At 59.6% G+C, this 22,798-nt stretch carries 19 protein-coding genes; 8 read left to right on the forward strand and 11 right to left on the reverse strand.

From position 1 onward, the window contains the following. Positions 1 to 59: 59 nt before the first annotated feature. Entirely contained in the window at positions 60 to 1,490 is a 1,431-nt protein-coding gene (locus HMPREF2927_RS03440; RefSeq protein ID WP_371441154.1) for a class I SAM-dependent methyltransferase, read from the forward strand. Between the two features lie 352 nt (positions 1,491 to 1,842). Further along, entirely contained in the window at positions 1,843 to 2,991 is a 1,149-nt protein-coding gene (locus HMPREF2927_RS03445; RefSeq protein ID WP_070685571.1) for a glutamate--cysteine ligase, read from the forward strand. A gap of 167 nt (positions 2,992 to 3,158) precedes the next feature. On the opposite strand, the gene tsaD is transcribed toward HMPREF2927_RS03445, so the two are convergent. From tsaD to alr, 5 genes are all read right to left on the reverse strand, one after another. After that, the gene (tsaD, locus tag HMPREF2927_RS03450; RefSeq protein WP_005508428.1) at positions 3,159 to 4,259 is read right to left on the reverse strand and encodes a tRNA (adenosine(37)-N6)-threonylcarbamoyltransferase complex transferase subunit TsaD; all 1,101 of its coding nucleotides are present in this window, start codon (positions 4,257 to 4,259) and stop codon (positions 3,159 to 3,161) included. Between the two features lie 160 nt (positions 4,260 to 4,419). Continuing rightward, positions 4,420 to 4,929: a ribosomal protein S18-alanine N-acetyltransferase gene (gene rimI, locus HMPREF2927_RS03455; protein ID WP_070685577.1), complete on the reverse strand. Its 510-nt coding sequence runs from the start codon at positions 4,927 to 4,929 to the stop codon at positions 4,420 to 4,422. Beyond that, entirely contained in the window at positions 4,930 to 5,745 is an 816-nt protein-coding gene (tsaB, locus tag HMPREF2927_RS03460; protein ID WP_070685579.1) for a tRNA (adenosine(37)-N6)-threonylcarbamoyltransferase complex dimerization subunit type 1 TsaB, read from the reverse strand. Between the two features lie 23 nt (positions 5,746 to 5,768). Then, complete coding sequence (gene tsaE, locus HMPREF2927_RS03465; protein WP_070685582.1) at positions 5,769 to 6,374, reverse strand: tRNA (adenosine(37)-N6)-threonylcarbamoyltransferase complex ATPase subunit type 1 TsaE; 606 nt, start codon at positions 6,372 to 6,374, stop codon at positions 5,769 to 5,771. Next, positions 6,374 to 7,687, reverse strand: coding sequence for an alanine racemase (gene alr / locus HMPREF2927_RS03470; RefSeq protein ID WP_070685585.1), 1,314 nt, complete (start codon positions 7,685 to 7,687; stop codon positions 6,374 to 6,376). The genes tsaE and alr overlap by 1 nt, the downstream gene beginning before the upstream one ends. Before the next feature lie 144 nt (positions 7,688 to 7,831). Between alr and HMPREF2927_RS03475 the strand changes: the two genes are divergently transcribed. The 3 genes from HMPREF2927_RS03475 to HMPREF2927_RS03485 all read left to right on the forward strand — a co-directional run bounded on the left by HMPREF2927_RS03475 (position 7,832) and on the right by HMPREF2927_RS03485 (position 11,888). Further along, positions 7,832 to 9,094, forward strand: coding sequence for a glycosyltransferase (locus HMPREF2927_RS03475; protein ID WP_070685588.1), 1,263 nt, complete (start codon positions 7,832 to 7,834; stop codon positions 9,092 to 9,094). Positions 9,095 to 9,122: 28 nt separating this feature from the next. Beyond that, complete coding sequence (locus HMPREF2927_RS03480; protein ID WP_070685591.1) at positions 9,123 to 9,905, forward strand: phosphatase; 783 nt, start codon at positions 9,123 to 9,125, stop codon at positions 9,903 to 9,905. A 501-nt stretch (positions 9,906 to 10,406) separates the two neighbouring features. Then, positions 10,407 to 11,888, forward strand: a complete 1,482-nt coding sequence (locus tag HMPREF2927_RS03485) for a sugar transferase (protein WP_070685593.1) — start codon at positions 10,407 to 10,409, stop codon at positions 11,886 to 11,888. Between the two features lie 224 nt (positions 11,889 to 12,112). On the opposite strand, the gene HMPREF2927_RS03490 is transcribed toward HMPREF2927_RS03485, so the two are convergent. The 3 genes from HMPREF2927_RS03490 to glmS form a co-directional block, all read right to left on the reverse strand. After that, complete coding sequence (locus HMPREF2927_RS03490; RefSeq protein ID WP_070685596.1) at positions 12,113 to 13,699, reverse strand: bifunctional ADP-dependent NAD(P)H-hydrate dehydratase/NAD(P)H-hydrate epimerase; 1,587 nt, start codon at positions 13,697 to 13,699, stop codon at positions 12,113 to 12,115. A 70-nt stretch (positions 13,700 to 13,769) separates the two neighbouring features. Further along, positions 13,770 to 14,207, reverse strand: a complete 438-nt coding sequence (locus tag HMPREF2927_RS03495; RefSeq protein WP_005505045.1) for a holo-ACP synthase — start codon at positions 14,205 to 14,207, stop codon at positions 13,770 to 13,772. 278 nt (positions 14,208 to 14,485) lie between these two features. Continuing rightward, complete coding sequence (glmS, locus tag HMPREF2927_RS03500; protein WP_070685599.1) at positions 14,486 to 16,369, reverse strand: glutamine--fructose-6-phosphate transaminase (isomerizing); 1,884 nt, start codon at positions 16,367 to 16,369, stop codon at positions 14,486 to 14,488. 184 nt (positions 16,370 to 16,553) lie between these two features. On the opposite strand from glmS, the gene coaA reads away from it, so the two are divergent. From coaA to mscL, 3 genes are all read left to right on the forward strand, one after another. Then, positions 16,554 to 17,510 (forward strand): type I pantothenate kinase, encoded by a 957-nt coding sequence (gene coaA / locus HMPREF2927_RS03505; protein ID WP_070685602.1) that lies wholly within the window; start codon positions 16,554 to 16,556, stop codon positions 17,508 to 17,510. Positions 17,511 to 17,671: 161 nt separating this feature from the next. Then, positions 17,672 to 18,598 carry a M15 family metallopeptidase gene (locus HMPREF2927_RS03510; RefSeq protein WP_070685605.1) on the forward strand — a complete coding sequence of 309 codons (927 nt, stop codon included), beginning with the start codon at positions 17,672 to 17,674 and terminating at the stop codon, positions 18,596 to 18,598. Positions 18,599 to 18,891: 293 nt separating this feature from the next. After that, complete coding sequence (gene mscL / locus HMPREF2927_RS03515) at positions 18,892 to 19,272, forward strand: large conductance mechanosensitive channel protein MscL (protein ID WP_070685608.1); 381 nt, start codon at positions 18,892 to 18,894, stop codon at positions 19,270 to 19,272. A 178-nt stretch (positions 19,273 to 19,450) separates the two neighbouring features. Here the strand turns inward: mscL and glmM are convergent, their stop codons facing one another. The 3 genes from glmM to rpsI all read right to left on the reverse strand — a co-directional run bounded on the left by glmM (position 19,451) and on the right by rpsI (position 22,788). After that, on the reverse strand, positions 19,451 to 20,809 hold the full coding sequence (gene glmM, locus HMPREF2927_RS03520; protein ID WP_070685611.1) for a phosphoglucosamine mutase: 1,359 nt from the start codon (positions 20,807 to 20,809) through the stop codon (positions 19,451 to 19,453). Between the two features lie 242 nt (positions 20,810 to 21,051). Further along, the gene (ppk2, locus tag HMPREF2927_RS03525) at positions 21,052 to 22,116 is read right to left on the reverse strand and encodes a polyphosphate kinase 2 (protein WP_070685614.1); all 1,065 of its coding nucleotides are present in this window, start codon (positions 22,114 to 22,116) and stop codon (positions 21,052 to 21,054) included. A gap of 180 nt (positions 22,117 to 22,296) precedes the next feature. Further along, positions 22,297 to 22,788 (reverse strand): 30S ribosomal protein S9, encoded by a 492-nt coding sequence (gene rpsI, locus HMPREF2927_RS03530; RefSeq protein WP_005505036.1) that lies wholly within the window; start codon positions 22,786 to 22,788, stop codon positions 22,297 to 22,299. Positions 22,789 to 22,798 lie beyond the last annotated feature (10 nt).

Genomic DNA, 22,798 nt, shown 5'->3' on the forward strand with positions numbered 1-22,798 from the left:
AAAGCTGGGCAAATCGGGCTCCTCACCTCTCAAAACCGGCACCCCGTAAAATGAGGAGCATGCCTATTCCCGCATCCCCTTTTACTCCCGCCGCCGAGCTTCCGTTCAGCCCCGAAGCGCTCGCGGCAGCCGACGAGCTCTACCCGCTGGGCTCGGATACGCTCAGCGCCGTCACTTCTTTGCGTTCGCGAGGTTTCAGCCCCGAGGAGTCTGCACAGATTATTTCGCTGGCGCAGGCTCGTACCCGTGCGCGCGCCAAATTCGGCGAACGCGCCCGCACGCTCATGCTGACTCAGGAGGCGGCGGAGCAGGCCACCCGCCCGGTGATTGCGCACTATCGTGCTCAGCGCCTGCGCCCGGTTGCCGGCACGGTGGCTGATTTGGGTTGCGGTATTGCCTCGGACTCTGCCGTATATGCGGCGGAGCGCGGTACCGTGGTTACGGTGGAGCTGGACCCGTTGACGGCTTCTTTTGCGGCGAAGAACCTAGAGTTTTGCCCACAGGCGCGCGTGTATTCGGGGGATGTGACCGATTATGTGCACGGTGAACTTCTGGACGCTACCGGCGAGCCGGTGGGTATTGTTTGGATGGACCCGGCACGCCGCGAGTTGCGCGGCGCTAAGAAGGCTCAGACGGAGCGCCTTTTTGATCCGGAGGCGTTCTCTCCCCCGTTCTCGTTCGTGCTGAATCTGGCACGTACGGGCGTGCCTATGGGCGTGAAGTTGGGTCCCGGTTTTCCTCATGAGGGCATCCCCTCACCCGAAGATATTGCGTCGGAGGCAAACCCCAACCCGCGCATTGAGGCGGAGTGGATCCAGTCAGAGGGTTCGCTTGCCGAGTTGGTGCTCTGGTTTAACGCGCTGGCTCAGGAGGGGATGGCTCGCACGGCGACCTCGGTGCGTGAGCTACCTGCAGAAGAGGCTACCCCTAACGAAGGCACCGCCGAAACCAGCGCCCTGCTGCCGCCGTACGAGGCGGTGAGCTTCCGCAGCCCCCTGACGGCGGAAGAAGCGCAGCAAAGCGTTGACGTTCCGGTGTCCCTACCGCAGCCCGGTGGTTACCTGTTGGAGCCTGCCCCGGCGATTGTGCGTTCGCATCTGGTCGCTGAGTTTGCGCAGAGTATTGGCGCGCATCTGCTGGATGAGCACCTGGCGTACCTGTGTTCTGCCGAGCCGGTGGAGCATCCGTTGGTTGCCTGCTACGAGGTGCTGGAGGAGATTCCCCAGCAGGAGAAGCAGCTGAAGCGTTGGGTGCGTGAGCAGGGCTTTACGGCACTGACGATTAAGAAGCGTGGCGTGGATATTGTTCCGGAGCAGTTGCGTGCGCGCCTGCTGGGTTCGGCGGGTTCTAAGCCTTCCAAGAAGAAAAAGAACGCTAATTCTTCTTCGGGCGCTCAGGAGTCCTCGTACCGTCCGGCAACGCTGGTCTTTACCCGCATCGGTTCGGGTAGGGATTCACGCCGCGTCGGCTGGCATGTGCGCCCGCTCTAACCTCACCAGCCCCGGCCACCCATCCCTGGCTACCCAGCACTGACGACCCAGACCCGACTGCCCAGACCCGAGGTCGGGTTACCGTTCGTGACGATTCATGACGTTTCCGTTCCGGATTCTGCACTCGACAGGGCACCGGGCACCGCAAGACCGTACACTAGATACGGTGCCCGATAAAGACGCTGTGCCGGATAAAGATACTATGCCTGATCAAAGATACGCGGCCTAGTAGAGGCACTCCCCCAAGGAGCCGGCTCTCACCAGCTAGCGCACAGCCGGGCAGAGCCCACCGATAATAACTTTCATAGTCGGCACCATGCACGACCCTATTTCCAGACGCAGGAAAGGCAATATGATCGACTTTGCTACCTCCCCGCAGTCCACTCTCGGCGTGGAATGGGAGATTGCGCTCATCGACCGTGAAAGCGGCGCACTGACCCAGCGCGCCAGCGAGGTGCTATCCATCCTGCGCGAGCGTCGCCCCGAATTGCTCGAACCCGCCTCCGACCGGGCGCACGTGACCGGCGAATTCCTGGAGAACACCGTCGAGGTGGTGACCGGCATCTGCCGCACCGTCGCTGAGGCGTGCCGTCAGCTGCAGGATTTGGCGGATACCCTGCGTGACATCACCGATGAGCTCGGCATTGAGTTCTACCCCGCCGGTACCCACCCCTTCTCCCACTGGGCTGACCAGCCGGTCGTGGCGAAGGAACGCTACCAGCGTGTGGTCGAGCGCGCCCAGTATTGGGGCCGCCACATGGTCATTTACGGTGTGCACGTGCACGTGGGCATTGACTCCCGCGATAAGGTCCTGCCGCTCATTGACGCGCTGACCAACTACGGGCCGCACCTGCTGGCGCTTTCGTGCTCTTCCCCGTACTGGGATGGAGTCGACACCGGTTACGCTTCACACCGCACCCAGCTTTACCAGCAGCTGCCCACGAACGGTCTGCCCTTCCACTTTGATACCTGGGAGCAGTACAGCGACTACCTAGAGTCGCTCGTGGCAACCGACGTGATTAACGACCCGAGCGAGGACCGTTGGGATGTTCGCCCGGTTCCGCGTTACGGCACCATCGAGATGCGCTATTGCGATGGCCTCGCTTCCCTGCCGGATGTTGCGGCGCTCGTGGCGTTCACGCAGTGCCTGGTGGAGTACTTCTCCCGCCAGATTGAGGCGGGTGAAAGCGTTGAGGTGCTCGCCCCCTGGCACGCTCAGGAGAATAAGTGGCGCGTCGCCCGCTACGGCCTGGAAGCTAAGATCGTGGTCTCTAACGAGCCGGTACAGCGTACCCTACGTGAAGATTTTGAGCTGCTTTTGCCCAAGCTGGAGCCGGTGGCACGCGACCTTGACTGCGAGGTAGAGCTGGCGCAGGTACACCGCATCCTCACCGAGGGTACGGGTGCGGATCGTCAGCGTGCGGTCTTTGAGAAGACCGGTTCTCTGCGTGAGGTAGCGCTGGATGTTGCCGCGCAGTCTCGTGCGCGAGCGCTGCGTTAGAGCTGCTCCCCCGCCCCCGTAACTAAAGCTTGAATACAGAAAATGCCTCGGCGCAGTCCTTTGTGAGACTGCGCCGGGGCATTTCTATGAGTATTTTCGAGGCGAGCCGCATCAACGGGCTCGCGCTAATAATCCCTGCGGAAGTAACTATTTCAGAGGTAGCCTGTTTAGAAACAGACCGTGGTCACCGGCAGCGAGGAATCCGTCGTGAAGTCCACGCCCGAGGGCTCACGACCGGCAGCGACCAGGCGGGCGCCCAGCGCCGCAACCATCGCGCCGTTATCGGTGCACAGGGTGAACTTCGGGATAATCAGGCGCACACCCTCGGAGGCGCATCGGGCTGCAAGCAGCTCACGCAGACGCGAGTTAGCCGCCACGCCACCGCCGAGCAGCAGGGTCTTCATGCCCTGCTCGCGGCAGGCAAGCATCGCCTTCTTGGTGATGACGTCCACGACCGCCTCCTGGAAGGACGCGGCAATATCGGCAACCGGGACCTCTTCACCGGCTGCTTCAAAGCTTTCGATCACGCGCGCCACGGCGGTCTTCAGACCGGAGAAGGAGAAATCGTAGCGGTGCGCACCGGGCTCCTCGGCGGTGCCCATGAACTTGCGGTTCGACAGGCCGCGCGGGAACACGAAGGCGTTGCGGTTACCCTCGGCGGCGGCGCGGTCAATCGCGGGGCCGCCCGGGTAGTCCAGGCCGAGCAGTCGGGCGACCTTGTCGTAGGCCTCGCCGGCGGCGTCATCCAGGGTTGCGCCGAGCAGGCGCACATCGGAGGTAATGTCGCGCACCTGCAGGATTTCGGTATGACCGCCAGAGACCAGTAGCGCACCCAGACCACCGGAACCGGCATTCGCCAGCAGGTCGGAGCCATCTTCGGTGCCGTTATCCTCCAGCAGGCCAACGCCAACGTGGGCGACCAGGTGGTTAATGCCGTAGAGGGGCTTGCCGGTGGCAATAGCGAGCGCCTTCGCCGCGGAGACACCGACCATGAGTGCGCCCGCCAGGCCGGGGCCGGCGGTGACGGCAATAGCATCCACCTGATCGAGGGTGATGTCCGCTTCGGCAAGTGCCGCCTTGAGGGCGGGGATCATGGCGTCCAGGTGAGCGCGGGAAGCGATTTCGGGGATCACGCCGCCGAAGCGCACGTGCTCTTCCATGGAGGAGGAGATGGTGTTGCTGAGCAGCTGTGCACCGCGCACAATGCCGATACCAGTCTCATCGCAGGAGGATTCGATGCCCAGAACGAGGGGTTCGCGAGTGCTCATAGTTCGTCTTTCTGTTGCGCTGTCTGCGCGTAGTGCTTCTAGTTGCAGTAATGGAAGGATGCTGTGGCGTAGGGATGCTGTGGCTTAGAGGGGCGGCGGCGTAGAGGGCAGCGGATACTCACCCCTATCGCATGGATTGCCGTTTAGCCCAACGGACTATTTAGAACGTGCATTCCATAATGATGGCATCGGTTCCATCATCGTAGTAGCCGCGGCGTACGTGAATCGCACGGTAGCCGTTACGTTCGTAGAGGCGCTGGGCGCGCGGGTTGTCGGCACGCACCTCCAGCAGGATGCGCTCGGCACCCTGCTCGCGGGCACGCTCGTGCATCTGCTCAAGCATGGCGCGACCGAAGCCGTGGCCCTCGTACTCGGGGAGCACGCCGATGGTTTGAACGTCGGCGGTGTCGGCTACGACCATGGTTCCGCAGTAGCCGATAGCGCGCCAGCCGCCCTCGTTATCTTCCGAACCTTCTGCAGGCAATTCGAGCATGTAGTAGGTGCGGGTCGGGTGGGTCAGCTCTTCGAGGAACATGTCGATGTGCCAGGCGTCGGCGGGGAACAGGGTGGTTTCCATGCGGTGCATGGCCTGCACGTCGGCAAGTTCGGCAACGCGCAGACGGGCACCCAGAGCTAGGTCGTCTCGCACGATATTGTCGGTAGCACTCATTTAGCTCTCCTTCTGCGCGGCAGCCTGTGCAGTAGACTGCGCGGCCTGCTTCTGCTGGCGGGCGAGCATTGCGGCGGGGACCTTTGCGTCTGAGTCGCGCAGGTACTGGGCGGAGGTGTCCTCACTCAGGTTCTCTACGCCCAGGCGCGCCGCGGCGGCAACCAGGTACTCGGCGTGGGGGTGAACCCCGCGGGCAGATTCGACGATGGTCCAGCCGTGTTCTTCGAGGGCCTCGGAGTACAGACCAGCACCGTAGCCGTAGGCGTAGGAGGGAGCCCCACCGGGCAGAATTTCGGAGGCGGGGCATACGTTCGGGCCGTCCACCAGGCTGTAGCCTTCGGCATTCACGCGGTAGCGGGCGGAGTAGACTTCGCGGCGGCGCGCGTCGGAGAGTACGAGTAGCTCAGCACCTTCTACAAGCTCAGCACCTTCAGCAGAGGCGAACGCTCGTTCTGCACTCTCCTCCCCGGCAGCCGCGCCAGACACAGCACGCTCAGCCAGCGCGGTCAGGCTCATCATGCCGTACACCGGCACCGACCAGGCAAAACCCAGAGCGCGCGCAGTAACGATACCGGCACGCAGACCCGTAAAAGGTCCCGGGCCGGTACCGGTCAGAATCGCATCCAAATCTTCGCCGCGCACGCCAGCGTCCTGCAGGGCCGCCTGCGCGTAGGGGCCCATCACCTCGGCGTGGGAGCGGGTATCTTCACTCTCGTAGCGGGCGAGGATTTCGAAGGACGCACCGGCTTCGGAGCCGTGCACACGGGCGAGCGCCACAGATGCGGTGGCGGATGAATCAAGGGCAAGTACTAGCACCCTATCATTCTAACGCGCGGGCTCTAGGCGCTCTGCAGGGCCTCTTTCAGTGCGTCAAAAGCGTGCTCCCAGCGGGGGCCGAAGGCGCGCACCCGCAGCAGGCGAGGCTCGGGGGTATCCGCGTCCTCGTCGCTTTCGTCCTCGTCTTCGTCGTCCCAGCTGAACTCTTCGGCACCCGAGTAGGCGAAGCGCGCATCCGCGCCAGTCAGTCGGGTGAAGTCCAGCTCCAGGCGGGAATCACTCAGGTGCTCAGCCTTATCGCGGCCCCACTCAATGACGGTCACAGAGCGCGGCAGAGAGAACTCCAGATCCAGGTCGTCGAGCTCTTCGGCGCTGGAGAGGCGGTAGGCGTCCACGTGCACCAGGTCGGGGCCGCCGGGGCGGGGGCCGTCCGGCAGGTTCGGGTGCACGCGCGAGAGCACGAAGGTCGGTGAGATAACGCCTTCGCGCACCCCCAGGCCTTCACCCAGGGAGCGGGTGAACGTGGTCTTGCCCGCGCCGAGCTCGCCCGAGAGCAACAGTACGTCCCCGGCGTTCAAGTGCTGCACCAGGGTGAGCGCCAGGCGGCGGGTATGGTCGGGGCCGGTCACATCCAGGTCGAGGGCGGCGGAAATGTACTCGACGCTCATTAGCCCTCCTGCTCCTGCCCGGTGCCCCACAGCTCGTTCAGTTCAGCTTCAACCCAGGAGCCGCCAACGTAGAGGCGCTCCACGCGGGACGAAATGCGGGTCACGATTTCGTAGTTAATGGTCTGCGCGGCATCCGCCCACTCTTCCACGGGCGGGTTCTCACCGGCACCAAAAAGGATGGCGGGCGCCCCCAGGTAACCCAGGGCGGGGTCGCTCAGGCCGGGTTCACCCAGGTCAACGACCATCTGGTCCATGGCAACGCGACCGACCACGCGGTAGGTCTTACCCTCCGCACTATTAGGCACGAAGCCGTTCTCCACGTTCTGCTCGCCCGGGTAGATGCGCACCGGCGCATTCTCCGCAATGCGCGGCACGCCGTCAGCGTAGCCGAGCGGTACCAGCGCCAGGGTGGTCGGTTTTTTGGTGTGGTAGCGCAAACCGTAGGAAACACCCTGACCTGCAGGAACTTCCTTCACGGCGGCAATGTAGCTACCCACCGTCATGACGGGCTTCAGGCCCAGGTCCTCAGCGGTGACCTCCGGCAACGGGGAAAGACCGTACAGCGCAAGGCCGCAACGCACGCCGTCACCGAGCAGACGCGCCTCCGTATCCCAGCCCTCCAGCGAGGCGGTCAGGGTCGCCGGAGAGTTCGCCAGATGCACCATCTTCGGATCCAGGCCGGCCTCACGAGCCTGAGCCACAAAAGTATCCAGGGCGTCGAGCTGCTGTGCAGTCTCGGCGCGGGTCGGCTCATCCGCAACCGCCAGGTGGCTAAAAATACCCTCAACCGTAATCAGTCCAGACTCCTCCAGGGAGGCAGCGCGAGCCACCAGCGCAGGCCAATCCGCAGCGGTGGCACCGTTACGGCCCAGACCGGTATCAGCCTTCAGATGCACGATAGCGCGCTCACCGGTGCGTTCAGCGGCGGCGGCTACCGCCTCCAGGTCCCAACCGGAAACACCCAGACGGATCTTCTCCTGCAGCGCCGCCTCAAAATCGGTGGAGGGAGTGTGCAGCCACGCCATGAGCGGCGCCTCAATACCGTCAGCACGCAGTTCCAGCGCCTCGTTCACGTGCACCACACCCAGCAGGTCAGCACCGGCGGCAATAGCCGAACGTGCCACCGGGTACGCGCCGTGACCGTACGCGTCCGCCTTAATCACTGCAATGAGCGCACGGTCGCCAATAAGTTCCTTGAGGCGGCGCACATTATGTTCTAGAGCATCAAGGTCAATGGTGGCGCTTCGCTCTGCCTCTGCTGGGGTGCAGGGCGGGCAGTAGAGCGGTTCGGCAGGCTGCTGAGGGTGAGTCATGGTCCTTCACGGTCCTTCTGACGGGCGGGTACTACAGGCTGTGCTTGGGCAGCCTCTCTTCTACTAAATTCTAGACCTCCCGGTGTGCGAAAGTCCTGTCGCGCTACACTAGGTCAGGTACACCTTCGAGAGAGGAAAGCATCGATGAGCACTCTGCCGCCGGTTCGGACGGTTCACGTGTATTCCATGCACACCGACCCTTTTGCGCAGCCCGGTAGCGGAGATGCAGGCGGCATGAACGTCTATATTGCCCGGTCGGTGCACGCCATGCTGGAGCTCGATCCCGAGCTGCGGGTTGAGGTTTTCATGCTGGACCGCGGTGAAGCACTTCCGGCTGATTCGCCGTTCCGTCAGCTTCCTCAGTCCGGCGAGCGCATTGTGCGCCACAGCCTTGATCTTCCGTCTGCTCGTGGTCTTTCGAAGAATGAGTTGGCTACGGTCACCGATGATTTTGCGCGGGCGTGCGTAGAGCAGGCACTGTACACCCCGGATATTATTCACGCCCACTATTGGCTGTCTGGTCAGGCTGCGGCTCGCGCATCCCAACTGTGGTCGACTCAGGGCGCTGTCTTCCCGGTTCCCGTTCTTTTCACTCCGCATACGACGGCTGCCGCCAAGGATGCGCGCCGCGGCGAAGGTGAAGCACCCGAGCCTGAGGAACGCTACCGCGCCGAGCGTCTGATGAGTAGCTCCGCGAGCCGGGTGATTGTGAATACTCCCCTGGAGGCGCAGCAGATGGGCGAGTACTACGGTACGGACGCGCAGAAGCTTGCCATTATCCCGCCGGGTGTTGACACCTCGATTTTCCATACGATTCCTGGCGTGCATCCGCTCAATGACACCTCGGAGACTCGTTGCCGCATTGTGTTTGCCGGTAGGCCTCAGCCTTTGAAGGGCCCGCATCTGCTGGTGGAGGCGCTCGCGCTGCTCCCCGATGATTTGCAGGTGGATGTGGACATTATTGGTCGTTCCGATTCGGATTATGAGCGCCGCCTGTTGCAGCGTGCAGCTGAGCTGGGCGTGGCAGATCGAGTCCATTTGAAGGACCCGGTTCCCGCCTCTGAGTTGGCGAATATTTTCCGTGCCGCCGATATTGTGGCGTCCCCATCGTCGTCTGAGACCTTCGGGTTGGTGGCTCTGGAGGCGCAGGCGTGCGGCGCGGCGGTGCTCGCTACGGATGCTGACGGTCTGCGCTTTGCGGTGGAGAACCACCGTACGGGCCTGCTGGTGGCGCCGCGCACCCCAGAACGTTGGGCTGCGGCTATTGAGCGTCTGGTGCGTGCCCCGTATCTGCGTCATTCGTTGGGTTCGAACGCCGCGGCGCGTGCCCGCACGATGGGTTGGGATCAGACAGCGCGCCGAACCCTTGAAGCTTATGCCGAGGTACGTGAGGGTATCTCGCAGTAATGTATTTTTCACGTTGTGAGGAGTTTTAATGTCTTTCTCGATGAGCCGCGATGAGTTCGCCGCGTACCTGGATTCTGTGCGTATTACCGGCGAGGTGGCAACCGCCCGAGAGAATAACCTGGACCATATTCAGGGTTTCCTGGATGGTAATGAGCACCTTGAGTTTGGCGTGCAGTGGACCCGCGAGTGGGATTACGATTCGGTGTTTGAGGTGATGGTCCGCCGCGCGGGTCTGAACCCGGACCGTTCGCATACTCACGGTCAGGACACCATTGGTGCCGAACAGTGCATCAGCGCACTGGAGGAGTACGCCCGCATCTTTGGCGAAGCGGTGCGTGCGGGTTCTCGTATTCTGTTTGCGACCGGTCACCCGGCGGGTCTGTTCCCCATGTATGCGGTAATGGCTGCGGCGGCGAAGGCTGCCGGTGCTGAGGTTCTTCAGATTGAGGAGGGCGAGCGCTTCCTGGACGGCGATGTCCGCCAGATTATGGATGTCGTGATGTTTGAGCAGTATGGTAATCTGCAACATACGCATTTCCCTGGCCCGATGCGCATCGCGCTGGATCAGTTGAAGGCGCGCGGTGTGACTCCGGATCTGGTGGTTTCGGATCACGGTATGGCTGGTTATGCTTCTTCGACCTGTAAGTTGCTGACGATTGGTATTGCGGATTGTAATGATCCGGGTCTGTTTGTGGCGGCTGAGCAGGGAGACCTGCCGGTGTGCGTGCCGATGGACGATAACGTTCCGCCGCGTCGTTATGAGCCGATGATTGATTTCATTTTGGATCGTGCGGGGCTTGAGCGTCCTTAACGTCTCTTGTGCACCCTGCGTTTAGGGTGTGGGGTCTTTGGGGTTTGTCTTTTATCTGTCGGTTATTGTTTTCCTGCAAGTGCGTGAAACATACTGCTGGTTTTGGGGTTTCTTAGCTCCACTAGGCATTCTTCCCGAAGGCCCTTTTTTCCTTCTTTGTCTGTGATTGATTTCATCACACCCAAGAGGCTTTGTGCCTTCATTCTTCGCGCCACAAGACCCCCGACCCCGTAGAATAGTTTACGGAACACGTTTATGCGCTCTTTAGCTTCATATAGCGTTCCACTAGGCGCCTTACCAGCGCCTTTACCGTAGTCTCTGCCACTATTCACTCAGCAAGATTACTGGTTCACTCATTCATTCAGAACACTGACTAGGATACGATTCCCTATTCACCGATAATTAGGGGTAAATGTGCCTATTCGCCGCTCTCAGTCCACGACACAGGACAAATTTCCGGGGAAGATTACACCGTTGAAAGTACAAGATCGTCTTAAAAAAATGTGGGGTTCAGACTTCGTCGTCAGGCGAAGCTGGCATCCCAAGGTTCAGCGAGCCCTTTACTTTGGCGATTTTCTCGCCATTGCTATTGCGGTTATCGCTGCGCATCTAATTCGTTTCGGGTGGGAGAATGCTGGCCTGCCCTATGTGAACGTTTGGCCTATTAACGCCCTGGATGGCCGTATTCCCGCTATTGATTACATCTTCCTGGGCGTTGGTATGGTCGTCGGCTGGTGGTTTATCCTCCAGGTGAACGGCTCCCGCAGCCTGCGCATCATGGGGTTCGGCAACGAGGAGTACCGTCTCATTACTCGCGGCACTACTTACTTTTTCTGTCTGCTGATTATTGTGGCGTTCTTCCTCAAGATTGACGTCACCCGCATGTACCTACTGATTGCATACCCGCTGGGTCTGTTCCTTCTGCTCGTTGAGCGTTGGCTGATTCGTCAGGGTCTGGTGCGTTCGCGTTCTCGCGGTCGTGCGTTGACTCGCGTCATGATTATTTCTGATGTGACGACCGGTCAGCACCTGTACAAGAACCTGGAGGGTGTGGTTGCTTCCGGCCTGTCCCCCGCTGCGTTCTATCTGCCCGGTTTCACCCCGGGTACCACTGTTGCTGGCGCACCGATTCCGGTGCTTGGTTACAGCACTTCTCCGGCTGACATTATGGAAGCTATCCGCGAGAACGACATCCATATGGTCGCTGTTACGGATGGTCACCACTTGAGCCCGGATCAGGTTCGCCTGCTGGGTTGGAAGCTTGCTGACGCGCATATTTCGCTGATTATGGCTCCTGCGACAACCGATATTGCTGGTCCGCGTATGCACATGCAGCCGCTGAATGGTCTGCCGCTGGTGCATGTGTCCACGCCGCGTATTACCGGTCTGTCTGCGTTCTTCAAGCGCACTGTGGATGTTGTGTCTTCGGGTCTGGGTTTGATTCTGCTGTCTCCGCTGTTCCTGGTGGTGGCGCTGCTGGTCAAGCGTGATGGCGGTCCGGTCTTCTTCCTGCAGAACCGCGTGGGTCTGAACGGTGAAATGTTCAAGATGGTGAAGTTCCGTTCGATGCGTACTGATGCCGAAGAGGTTAAGAAGCGCCTCATGGAGCAGAACGAGGGTAATGGCGTGCTCTTCAAGATGAAGGACGACCCGCGTATTACCCCCATTGGCAAGTTCATCCGTAAGTACTCGATTGATGAGTTGCCTCAGCTGTGGAACGTGTTCATTGGCGATATGTCGCTGGTGGGTCCGCGTCCTCCGCTGGTTGAGGAAGTTGAGCAGTACGAGGATATTGCGTACCGCCGCTTGCTGGTGAAGCCCGGTATTACCGGTCTGTGGCAGGTTTCGGGCCGTAGTGACCTTTCTTGGGAAGAATCGGTTCGTCTGGATCTTTACTATGTTGAGAACTGGTCGCTTACCGGTGACCTCATTATTCTTCTGCGTACTGTCCGTGCGGTTTTCGCTAAGGAAGGCGCGTACTAAGAAGAGTCGGGGGTCTCCCGCTGGTATGTATGCCGTTTTTGAAGACGCTGTTCCGGCACAGGCAGCTTGGCATCATCCATTGATATAAAACGCACAGAAGGGGTGTGAATCCATTTCCGGTGGATTCACGCCCCTTCTGTGTGCCTTCTGCCTAGTTCTTTGAGAGACGCTCAGGGGTCTCCTGAGAGCGTTAGATTGGAGGCGGCGTACTGGGCGCCTCTGCCCTATTCGGCGATGAGTCGCGCAATGACTTCGGGGAGCATCTCCGCGACGCGGGTTGTCGGGGCGGGTCCCAGCAGCGCGTCCTTGACGCTTCCGGTGGCACTGGCACGTGCGGCTTCACCGTGCAGGTAGACTGCGAGCGCACCGATAGAGGCGTAGGTGCAGTCTTCCAGCGTTTCTCTGCGGGCTTCGAAGGCGGCTACGGTCTGGGCGAGCAGGGCGCCGTAGATGCCGGTGAGGGTGTCTCCGCTGCCTGCGGTGGCGAGCCAGGGGCTTCCTCCGGCAACGCTGTAGGTGGCGCCGTTGGGTGCCGCAATGAGCGTGTAACCGCCCTTGAGCATGACAGTGGCGCCAGAGAGTTCGGAGGCGGCACGCACCCAGCGGAAGGGCTCTGCGTCAATGTCCTTGCGGCTGGGTACGATGGCTTCGCCCAGGTGCTTCTTCCAGGTTTCGGGGGCGAGCTCGTGTACGACGCGCAAGAATCGTTCGAGTTCTGCCGCGTGCGGGGTGAGGATTTTGTGTGATCCGAGGTGCTTACCGGTTGCCATATATTCTGCCGCCAGGTCGCAGGCACCGGCGTCGAGGATTGCGGGCTCGGGCGAGTGGAGCAGGTAGCGGTTCTTGTCCAGCGAGTCGTAGCTGGATCCGGAGCCGCCGGCCCACACGGTGACCCTCTGCAGAGCGGGTGCGCCGCTGAAGTAGACGGTTTCGGGGTTGTGGGCAATCATGAGCTGGCGGAGCTCATGGGAGTTAGCGCCGAAGCGAACCATGCCAACGCCGGTGTTGAGGGCTGCGCGCACACTCATGAGGGCTGCGCCGGGGTATTCGAGGCTTCCGGTGAGCATGCCCAGTACGCCGCGGGTGTACTTGTGGGAGTGCTCGTCGGGTACCTCGATGAGTTCGCGGTAGTCTTCGCGGTCGAGGACGCGCAGGGCGGGCTTGTGGGAGTTGAGGGCTTCGGGAACGCCCAGGTCGTAGAGTTTGATGTCTCCGGAGTGGACGCTGTGGCAGGTGCCTGCTGGTAGCTTGTGGCCGATGAAGGTGACGGTGCGGTCGGCGCGCAGGGAGGGTTCGTGCACGGTTCCGCGGTTGTTGTCGACTCCGGAGGGGGTGTCCACTGCGAGGACTGCGCCGAGCTTACCGTCGAGCTGCACTGCACGGAGTACGCCCAGGTATTCGCCGGCGCCACCGCGTACGGCGCCGCTGGAGCCGGTACCGAGGATGCCGTCAATGGTCAGGTCGTAGCCGGTAAGGTGTTCGAGGGTGTGTTCGGGGTCGAGTACGCGGGTGCCTTCGCCGCCTTCGCGGGCAATGAGTTCGAGGTTCTTTTCGCTGGGGTCGAAGATGACTGCGTCAACGCGGTGGCCCTTGGCGCTGAGGCGGGCGCCGGCGTAGATGGTGTCTGCGCCGTTGTTGCCCGGGCCGATGAGGAGCAGGATTTTGGCGTTTTCTGTGCCGTGGAGCAAATCCTGCGCTTCGGCTGCGACGGCATCTGCGGCGCGTTGCATGAGGTATCCGTCGTAGTCGGCGGCTTCGATGTAGGGCTTTTCTGCTTCGCGTACCTGGGAAGCAGTGTAGATGAGCTTCATTGCTGTCTCCTTGGGTGGCACCGTGCGGGCCTTAGGGGTCGCCTGATTGTGGTGTTGGTGTGACTCTGCGTTAGTCGTCGGTGTCATCACCGGCGATGACGCTGAGCCGGTAGCTTTCGGGGTTGAACTTTTGCAGGTGCGCCAGTTCTGCGTCGCTGAGGTATTCGGCGGTTGCGATGGCGATAGCCATGGGTTCGTCGTGGGTCAGCGAGAGGTGGATGCGGTTGATGCCGAGTTCTTTGGCTCGGCGGGCGATGGTGCCCTGAATGATGAGATAGGGCTGGCCGCTTTCGGCGGTGGCGACTTCGCAGTCTTGCCAGTTGAGTCCGGCGGGTGCTCCGAGTACTTTTGCGACGGCTTCTTTGGCGGCAAATCGTACGGCTTGGGAGCGTACGTTCCGGGTGCGTTCGTTGGGGGTGAAGACGCGGCGGACGAAGGCGGGTGTTTCGGTGACGATTCGTTCGAATCGTTCAATGTTGACGGTATCTACGCCGATTCCCATGATCATGAGCTTCACCTTTTACGGTAGGGGTGGTGACCGCGTCCTGTTTGCGGTTTCTCTTGTTTTAAGTCTAGCGAGATTCGTTTCTTTTAGGTGGGATAGCGTCAAATATGACGCATGGTTGATGTCTGTTTCACAGCGTCTGTTTTTGTTGGTTCATCCATGAATAACCGCCCGATTAAACGACAAGGGCGGTGGTTGAGTTCTCTAAGAACTCAACCACCGCCCTTTCGTTATCGCTGAGGCGATTTCCGAGGATTACGCCAGAGGATTACCCTAGAGAATTACTCCACGGTCACGGACTTTGCGAGGTTACGCGGCTGGTCAACGTCCAGGCCCTTAGCTTCTGCCAGTGCGCATGCGAAAATCTGCAGGGGCACGGTTGCCAGCAGGGGCTGCAGCAGCGAGGGGCATGCCGGGACGGTGATGAGGCGGTCTGCGTAGGGCTTGACGGCCTCGTCGCCTTCCTCGGCGATGACGATGGTGAAGGCACCGCGAGCGCGCACTTCCTGGATGTTGGAGACGACCTTGCCGTGCAGGGAGTCGCGACCGTTTGCGGAGGGAACCACTACGATGACCGGCTGACCTTCATCGATCAGTGCGATGGGGCCGTGCTTGAGCTCGCCTGCTGCGAAGCCTTCAGCGTGGATGTAGGTGATTTCCTTGAGCTTGAGTGCGCCTTCCATTGCGACGGGGAAGCCCACGTGGCGGCCGAGGAAGATCACGGAGGAGGCATCCTTCATTTCGACGCCCAGTTCCTTGACCTGGGTGTCGTTGTCGATGACCTTCTGGATCTTTGCGGGCATGTTCTGCAGCTCGGCAAGGATCGAAGCAATTTCGTCCTTGTACTTGTTGCCGCGCAGTTGTGCCAGGTACAGGCCGAGCAGGTATGCTGCGGTGATCTGTGCCAGGAATGCCTTGGTGGATGCCACTGCGATTTCGGGGCCTGCGTGAGTGTACAGCGCAGCGTCGGATTCGCGGGGCAGGGTCGAGCCGTGGGTGTTGCAGATGGAGATAACCTTTGCGCCCTGTTCGCGTGCGTGGCGCACTGCCATCAGGGTGTCCATGGTTTCGCCGGACTGCGAGAGTGCCACGATGAGGGTCTTCTCGTTCACGATGGGGTCGCGGTAGCGGAACTCGTGTGCGAGCTCAACCTCGGTGGGGATGCGGCACCAGTGCTCGATGGCGTAGCGCGCCACCTGGCCTGCGTATGCTGCGGTACCACATGCGACGACGATGATCTTGTCGATGGTGCGCAGCACCGAGTCGTCAATGTTCAGTTCGTCGAGGGTGAGGTTGCCGTTTTCGTCGAGGCGGCCCATGAGGGTCTGCTCAACTGCGGTGGGCTGCTCGTGGATTTCCTTCTCCATGAAGGAGTTGAAGCCGCCCTTTTCAGCTGCTGCTGCGTCCCATTCGATGTGGAAGGGCTTGCCCTCTGCGGGGTTACCTTCGAAGTCGATGATGGAGTAGTCGGTGCCGGTGATGGTCACGATCTGGTCCTGACCCATTTCGACGGCTTCCTTGGTGTAGTCAATGAACGCGGAGACGTCCGAACCGAGGAAGTTTTCGTTCTCGCCCAGGCCGATGACCAGCGGGGAGTTGCGGCGGGTTGCCACAACGCGGTCCGGGTGGTCTGCGTGCACAGCCAGGATGGTGAATGCACCTTCGAGGCGGTTGGATGCGACGCGTACTGCCTCGGTGAGGTCACCGGTACCGAGCTTGTTGTAGATGCTTGCGATGGTTGCTGCAGCTACCTCGGTGTCGGTCTGAGATGCGAACTCTACGCCTTCGGCGAGCAGTTCGGCACGCAGTTCTGCGAAGTTTTCGATAATACCGTTGTGTACGACGGCGAGGCGGCCGTTGTCGACAACGTGGGGGTGAGCGTTGTTGTCGGTGGGTCCACCGTGGGTTGCCCAACGGGTGTGACCGATACCAATCTGGGAGTCCGGCAGGGGGTGTTCCTTAACCTCGTTTTCAAGGTTCAGGAGCTTACCGGCCTTCTTACGGAATACGATGCCGTCGGGGCACACGAGTGCCACGCCAGCAGAGTCATAGCCGCGGTATTCCTGGCGGCGCAGACCTTCGAGGACCACATCGTATGCGTTGTGGTCAAAATTGTTACCGTCCGGAGCAGTGTCCAGACCTACATATCCTACGATTCCACACATGCTATAAGTTTATCCCACAAGTATCCAGATATGCGCACGGTGAAATACCGTTATACGTCACGTTTATTGTGGCTTTCCTAGCTTTTTCAGGTTTTACCTTTTTCTTCTCATAAATTTATTTCTTCGGACAAACCGTGAGGGCGGGTATTTTCCCCGCGGGCTGAAAGTTCGTACACTTAGATAAATGAGCACCGCACCGTATTTTTCTGGCGATGACCGCTTCATGCATCTTGACCGTTCCCGTTGGTCGCACCTAGCCGATGAGATTGCTGTTCCCCTCAGCGCTGAGGAAATTGAGTCTCTTCGAGGCCTGGGTGAAACTGTCGACCTTGAAGAGGTGCAGCGTATTTATCTGCCGGTTTCTCGTCTTCTGAATCTGTATGTGACTGCTGCTTCTTCGTTGAACCATATGACGAATGATTTCCTGCATGTGTCTCAGCGGCGTGTCCCGTTCATTATTGGTGTGGCGGGTTCTGTTGCGGTGGGTAAGTCGACCACGGCGCGTATTTTGCAGGCTCTTTTGAGCCGCTGGCCGTCTACTCCTAATGTTCAGCTGGTGACCACGGATGGTTTCTTGTACCCGAACGCGGAGCTTCAGCGCCGCGGCATTATGCATCGTAAGGGTTTCCCGGAGTCTTATGATCGCCGTGCTCTGTTGAATTTTGTGTCGCAGGTGAAGTCCGGTGCTGAGCGTGTGGTGGCGCCGAAGTATTCGCATCTGTATTACGACATCATGCCTGATGAGCATATTGAGGTCACCGCACCGGATGTGCTGATTCTTGAGGGTTTGAATGTTTTGGCGCCTTCTCAAGCTGAGGGTCCGGAGACTTCTGATTTGACGCTGAGCGATTTCTTCGACTTCTCTATTTATGTGGATGCCCGCACTGAGGATATTGAGCGCTGGTATGTGAATCGTTTCTTGACCCTGCGTTCTTCGGCTTTTGCGAATCCTGAGTCGTATTTCAAGCGTTATGCGGAGTTGAGCGATGAGCAGGCGGTTGAGGTTGCGACCGGCATTTGGAAGAGCGTGAATGAGCCGAATCTATTGCAGAATGTTTTGCCGACTCGTGCTCGTGCGCATTTGATTCTGCAGAAGGGCGCCGAGCATACCGTGGAGCAGGTTCTTCTGCGTAAGAACTAGATGTTCTTTAGGTTTTTATTGTTTGTGTGCGGCTTTTAGTTGCCCGGGTAGCGCGTTTGTGGTGCATTCTAGTAGAGGGCGCCGGAGGCTCCACTCCCTCTCGGGGTGGGTTTAGGCTTCCGGCGCTTTTGTATGCACATACGCCATGATGAGGAGTTGTTGTGAAGTCTCTGCACCGTACGTCTACCGCTCAGGAGTCTCTTAATAGTTCTGCGGTGAACCGACGCACTCTCTTAGGTGCCGCTTTGGGGGTTGGCAGTACCGCGTTGTTGGCGGCTTGTGGTTCGCAGGGTGGTTCACAGGGTCAGGGTGCCTCCTCTTCATCTTCAGCAGCGAGCGCTTCTGCGTCTGAGTCTGCGACGGCTTCAGCGGCTTCTTCTAGTGCTTCTTCCACTGCGGCGACCTCTTCTGCCGCGCCCTCCCCTGATGCTTCTACTGCCGGTGCTTCTGCAAGTGCTTCGGCTTCTGCGAGCGCGTCTTCTTCCCCGTTGGCTCTTGCTCAGCCAAGTGTTGAGTCTCAGCCGGACTCGTTGCGTTGCCTCGTGAATAAGATGCGCCCCTTTGAGCAACAGGATTGGGAGCCGAGTGACCTGGTGGAGTTCTACGGTCATCAATTGCGTGCTGAGGCGGCTAAGGCGGCGGACACGATGATTGATGCGGCGGCGACCGACGGCGTGACTCTGCTTGTTTCTAGCGCGTATCGTTCGTATGCGGTGCAGCAGCAGACCTATCAGTATTGGGTTTCGGTGAACGGTCAGCAGGTGGCGGATCAGTTGTCGGCTCGTCCCGGCTATTCGGAGCATCAGACGGGTTTGGCGATTGATTTTGCTTCTCCTGAGGGTTGCCGCTTGGAGGAGTGTTACCGCGATACGCTGGCTGGTCAGTGGTTGGCGAAGAATGCTCCGCGTTACGGATATATTTTGCGTTTCCCTGATGGTCGTCAGTCGGTGACCGGTTATCGTTTTGAGCCGTGGCATTACCGTTATGTGGGTGTGCAGATTGCTCAGGAGTATGTGTCTTCGGGTGCGAAGACTTTTGAGGAGTTTATCGGTACGGGTGCGGCACCCGATTATGCAAGTGCGAGCTAGGCTCTGGGCTAAGCTTTCAGCTTTGGCCGGTGCGCCGAGCGGTGATGTGCATCGTATTTTCTAGCTTTCGTGCCGGGAATAAATAGGCACAGTAGATGCATATTTTTTCACGCATACACCGCGTAAATCCGCGGTTTTTCGCGGGTTTCAGGGATTTTTACTCAGCTTCATGTGACCTAAACCTTAAGTATCAAGAATCATAGAACTATTATGAAGAAAAACACATGCTTTACAGTGAAAATTTTCTCAGAATATGGCATTTTCTGAGGTGAAAAGGCGCTATTCTATATCTCATGCTTAAGGGTTTTAAAGATTTTCTGATCCGCGGTAACGTCATCGACCTCGCAGTTGGTCTGATCATGGGTACCGCCTTCACCGCTGTGGTGACCGCACTTGTCCAGTCCGTCCTGATGCCGGCTATCTCCATGTTGATTCAGTCCCCCAACTTTGACGAGTTCCTGGTCTTCGGCCAGATCAAGGTTGGCGTGTTCCTGACCGCTGTTGTCAACTTCATCCTGATTGCATCTGCTGTGTACTTCGCAGTTGTTGTGCCCACTCAGAAGCTGACTGAACTCGCGCTGGCTAAGAAGAAGGCTGAAGACGAGGCTGTTGAAAAGGAAGAGACAGAGCTTGACCTCCTGAAGGAGATCCGCGACGCTCTGGCAAAGAAGTAATTTCTCTGCTCTCTACCACTAATTTTTCAGACCCCCGTATCCCCTGTGGATACGGGGGCTTTCCGTGTCCTCGTCCCCCCTCCCCTGCCCAAGATAACGAAGAAGGGCTGGGAAGGTGTTACCTTCCCAGCCCTTTCTCTATCCTCCATTCCGGTCTTCGCGCCGGAAGAGAATACGTTTAGAGTGCCAATTCCTTAGCCACAACGTCAGCCAGCTGCTGAGCAACCTCATCAGCCTGCTCCTGGGTTGCAGCCTCAACCATCACGCGGACCAGAGGCTCAGTGCCGGATGCACGCAGCAGCACGCGGCCGCTCTCACCCAGTACGCTTTCAGCCTCGCTCACGGCGGTGGCGAGCGCCTCGTTAGTCTTGACCGCCGCACGGTCAACGCCCTTGACATTGATCAGGCGCTGCGGGGTGGGCTGCATGCGGGATGCCAGCTCCGAGAGAGTCTGACCGCTACGAGCCACCTCTGCAGCCAGCTGGATGCCGGTCAGAACGCCGTCACCGGTGGTTGCGTAATCGCTCATGATAACGTGGCCGGACTGCTCGCCGCCGAGGTTGTAGCCGTGCTCGCGCATAGACTCGAGGACGTAGCGGTCGCCCACAGCGGTGCGGCCGAGGGTAATGCCGTGCTCGCGCAAGTACAGCTCCAGGCCCAGGCTGCTCATCACGGTTGCGACGAGGGTGTCCTTTGCGAGCTTGCCTTCGCGCTTAGCAGCAACAGCAAGGATAGCCATGATCTGGTCGCCGTCTACCAGCTTGCCCTTGTCGTCAACTGCCTGGCAACGGTCGGAGTCGCCGTCGTGGGCGATGCCGAGGTCCGCGCCGTGCTCAACGACTGCTGCCTGCAGCTTCTCGGGGTGGGTGGAGCCCACGCCGTCGTTGATGTTGGTGCCGTTGGGCTCTACAGCCAATGCGATGACCTCTGCACCCAGTGCCTCGAAGGTTGCCGGGGATGCCGCGTAGGCCGCACCATTTGCGCAGTCCAGAACAATCTTCAGGCCAGCAAGCGGCTTGCCTTCAGGCAGGGTGGAGACCAGGTGCTTCACGTAAGCCTCGGTACCGTTCTCCAGGGGCTTGACGGTACCCACAGCGCCACCGGTCGGGTAGCGGAAGGACTTCTCGCGGTAAACGCGCTCAATAGCATCCTCAACGGAGTCTTCCAGCTTCTGGCCACCACGAGCCAGGAACTTAATGCCGTTGTCCGCTGCGGGGTTGTGCGACGCAGAAATCATCACACCGAAGTCAGCACCGGTGTGTGCCACCAGGTAAGCTGCTGCGGGGGTGGGGACAATGCCGGCGTCCAGTACGTCAACACCTGCGCTAGCGAAGCCAGCCTTCATCGCAGAGACAATAAAGTCTGCAGAGGATCGGGAGTCATTTGCGATCACGGCACGGGGGCGTACGCCCTCTTCTACCGTGTCAAAGCCCAGCACAATAGAGGCCGCCTGCGCGAGCTCCATAGCCAGGGCGGGAGTAATTACATCGTTTGCCAGACCGCGTACGCCGTCGGTTCCAAAAAGTCGTTCAGTCACCCTTTTATTTTACGATGCGCATAACTCTCCTCAGGCGTATACACCGCATTTTCTTCAGAATCAGAAAGTGATTTTCAGCGGCTACATATCTGCTCCATAGCTAATGTTTCTATAGACACGCAAAGGTGCCTGCTCTCAGTTCCCAGAGAGGGGAAAGAGAGGCAGGCACCTTCACAGTGCAAGCTGTTTGTCGGTTATATCGCCGCAGGGTCGAGTTGTTGCTCTCCCCTATCTATCAACGCTTACTTGACGACCGGGAAGCCATCGGGAGAGTCACCGGACTCATCCTCGAAAACGTCCGATGCAGAGCGGACGATCAGCGAGTCGAGCTCGCCCACGACTGCCTCATCCTTGGAGGGGTAGTCGAACTGGGAGAGCACGTAACGCATTGCTTCCAGACGTGCGCGCTTCTTGTCGTTGGACTTGATAACGGTCCAGGGGGCGTCACCGGTGTGGGTGTAGAAGAACATTGCTTCCTTCGCCGCGGTGTAGTCGTCCCACTTGTCCAGGGATGCCAGGTCGGTGGGGGAAAGCTTCCACTGACGAACCGGGTCGGTACGGCGGGAGGTGAAGCGTGCAAGTTGCTCTTCGCGGGTGACGGAGAACCAGAACTTGATGATGTGGATACCGGAGTTCACCAGCATGCGCTCCAGGTCCGGAACTTCGCGCATGAACTCGAAGTACTGTGCCTGGGTGCAGTAGCCCATAACGCGCTCAACACCGGCACGGTTGTACCAGGAGCGGTCCATCAGGACGATTTCGCCGCCGGAGGGCAGGTGCTTGATGTAGCGCTGGAAGTACCACTGGGTCTGCTCGATGTCAGTCGGCTTCTCCAGCGCCACAACACGAGCGCCACGGGGGTTCAGGTGCTCGGTGAAACGCTTGATGGAGCCGCCCTTACCTGCTGCGTCGCGGCCTTCGAAGATAATCAGAATCTTCTGACCGGTGGACTTCGCCCAGAGCTGCAGCTTCAGTAGCTCAATCTGCAGGGCGCGCTTTTCCTTCTCGTATGCCTTACGGCTGAGCTTGGTGTCGTAGGGGTAGCCCTTCTTCCATGCCTGCGAGGTTTCGTCGTCCTTCTTACCACCGAGGGCACGGGTGAGGGAAGCCATTTCGTCCAGCTCTGCCGAGTAGTCTTCAACGACGGAGGTACGGCGTGCCTGGGGCTTCAGGGCTTCCTTGATGGCTTGTTTCTTCTCAGAACCGGTGTGTGCGTGTGCGCCTTCAGCGGCGTGGTGGTGGGATTCAGTCTGAGGAGCCTCCACTGCCTTCTCTTCGGGCTGGGTGGAGGGATTCTGCTCTGCCATGAGTACTCTTTTCTTCCTGTCTGCTTTGACTCTTTAACTCTACCGGTGTGCTCTTCGATGAACAAACGTAACAGTTATATGCACCCTATAACCTTGTAACGCTCACGGTAAGTAGATACGCAAAACGCCCCGAATCTCCCGAAGGAGAAGCGGGGCGTAACGCTTCGTAAAAACCAGCGATTAACGCTTGGAGAACTGCGAAGCCTTGCGTGCCTTCTTAAGACCAGCCTTCTTACGCTCGATGACGCGTGCGTCACGGGTCAGGTAGCCAGCCTTCTTCAGTGCGGGGCGGTTGTTCTCGCGGTCGATCTCGTTCAGTGCACGAGCGATACCCAGGCGCAGAGCACCTGCCTGACCGGAGGGACCACCACCGTTGATGCGTGCGATGACGTCGTATGCACCCTCGAGCTCCAGGAGCTTGAAGGGCTGGTTGACGTCCTGCTGGTGCAGCTTGTTGGGGAAGTAGTCTTCCAGGCTACGACCGTTGATGGTCCAGTTGCCGGAACCGGGCACAACGCGAACGCGTGCCACTGCTTCCTTGCGGCGACCAACTGCTGCGCCTGCAACGGTCAGTGCCGGACGTGCTGCCTTAGCCGCTGCGGGGGCAGCGGACTCCGAGGTGTAGCTGGTCAGCTCTTCCTCGACTACGATCTGCTCTTCGTTCTGAGCCACGATTTCTCCT

It is taken from the genome of Rothia sp. HMSC061E04, assembly GCF_001813685.1.
GTDB lineage: Bacteria > Actinomycetota > Actinomycetes > Actinomycetales > Micrococcaceae > Rothia > Rothia mucilaginosa.

Excerpts from the sequence above, each read along its gene's own strand:
- HMPREF2927_RS03485 (WP_070685593.1), top strand. The coding sequence starts at position 10,407 with ATGTGGGGTTCAGACTTCGTCGTCAGGCGAAGCTGGCATCCCAAGGTT.
- HMPREF2927_RS03480 (WP_070685591.1), top strand. The coding sequence starts at position 9,123 with ATGTCTTTCTCGATGAGCCGCGATGAGTTCGCCGCGTACCTGGATTCT.
- alr (WP_070685585.1), bottom strand. The coding sequence starts at position 7,687 with ATGACTCACCCTCAGCAGCCTGCCGAACCGCTCTACTGCCCGCCCTGC.
- tsaD (WP_005508428.1), bottom strand. The coding sequence starts at position 4,259 with ATGAGCACTCGCGAACCCCTCGTTCTGGGCATCGAATCCTCCTGCGAT.
- HMPREF2927_RS03440 (WP_371441154.1), top strand. The coding sequence starts at position 60 with ATGCCTATTCCCGCATCCCCTTTTACTCCCGCCGCCGAGCTTCCGTTC.
- tsaE (WP_070685582.1), bottom strand. The coding sequence starts at position 6,374 with ATGAGCGTCGAGTACATTTCCGCCGCCCTCGACCTGGATGTGACCGGC.
- HMPREF2927_RS03495 (WP_005505045.1), bottom strand. The coding sequence starts at position 14,207 with ATGATCATGGGAATCGGCGTAGATACCGTCAACATTGAACGATTCGAA.
- ppk2 (WP_070685614.1), bottom strand. The coding sequence starts at position 22,116 with ATGGCAGAGCAGAATCCCTCCACCCAGCCCGAAGAGAAGGCAGTGGAG.
- HMPREF2927_RS03445 (WP_070685571.1), top strand. The coding sequence starts at position 1,843 with ATGATCGACTTTGCTACCTCCCCGCAGTCCACTCTCGGCGTGGAATGG.
- rimI (WP_070685577.1), bottom strand. The coding sequence starts at position 4,929 with ATGAGTGCTACCGACAATATCGTGCGAGACGACCTAGCTCTGGGTGCC.
- coaA (WP_070685602.1), top strand. The coding sequence starts at position 16,554 with ATGAGCACCGCACCGTATTTTTCTGGCGATGACCGCTTCATGCATCTT.
- HMPREF2927_RS03490 (WP_070685596.1), bottom strand. The coding sequence starts at position 13,699 with ATGAAGCTCATCTACACTGCTTCCCAGGTACGCGAAGCAGAAAAGCCC.
- mscL (WP_070685608.1), top strand. The coding sequence starts at position 18,892 with ATGCTTAAGGGTTTTAAAGATTTTCTGATCCGCGGTAACGTCATCGAC.
- HMPREF2927_RS03475 (WP_070685588.1), top strand. The coding sequence starts at position 7,832 with ATGAGCACTCTGCCGCCGGTTCGGACGGTTCACGTGTATTCCATGCAC.
- glmS (WP_070685599.1), bottom strand. The coding sequence starts at position 16,369 with ATGTGTGGAATCGTAGGATATGTAGGTCTGGACACTGCTCCGGACGGT.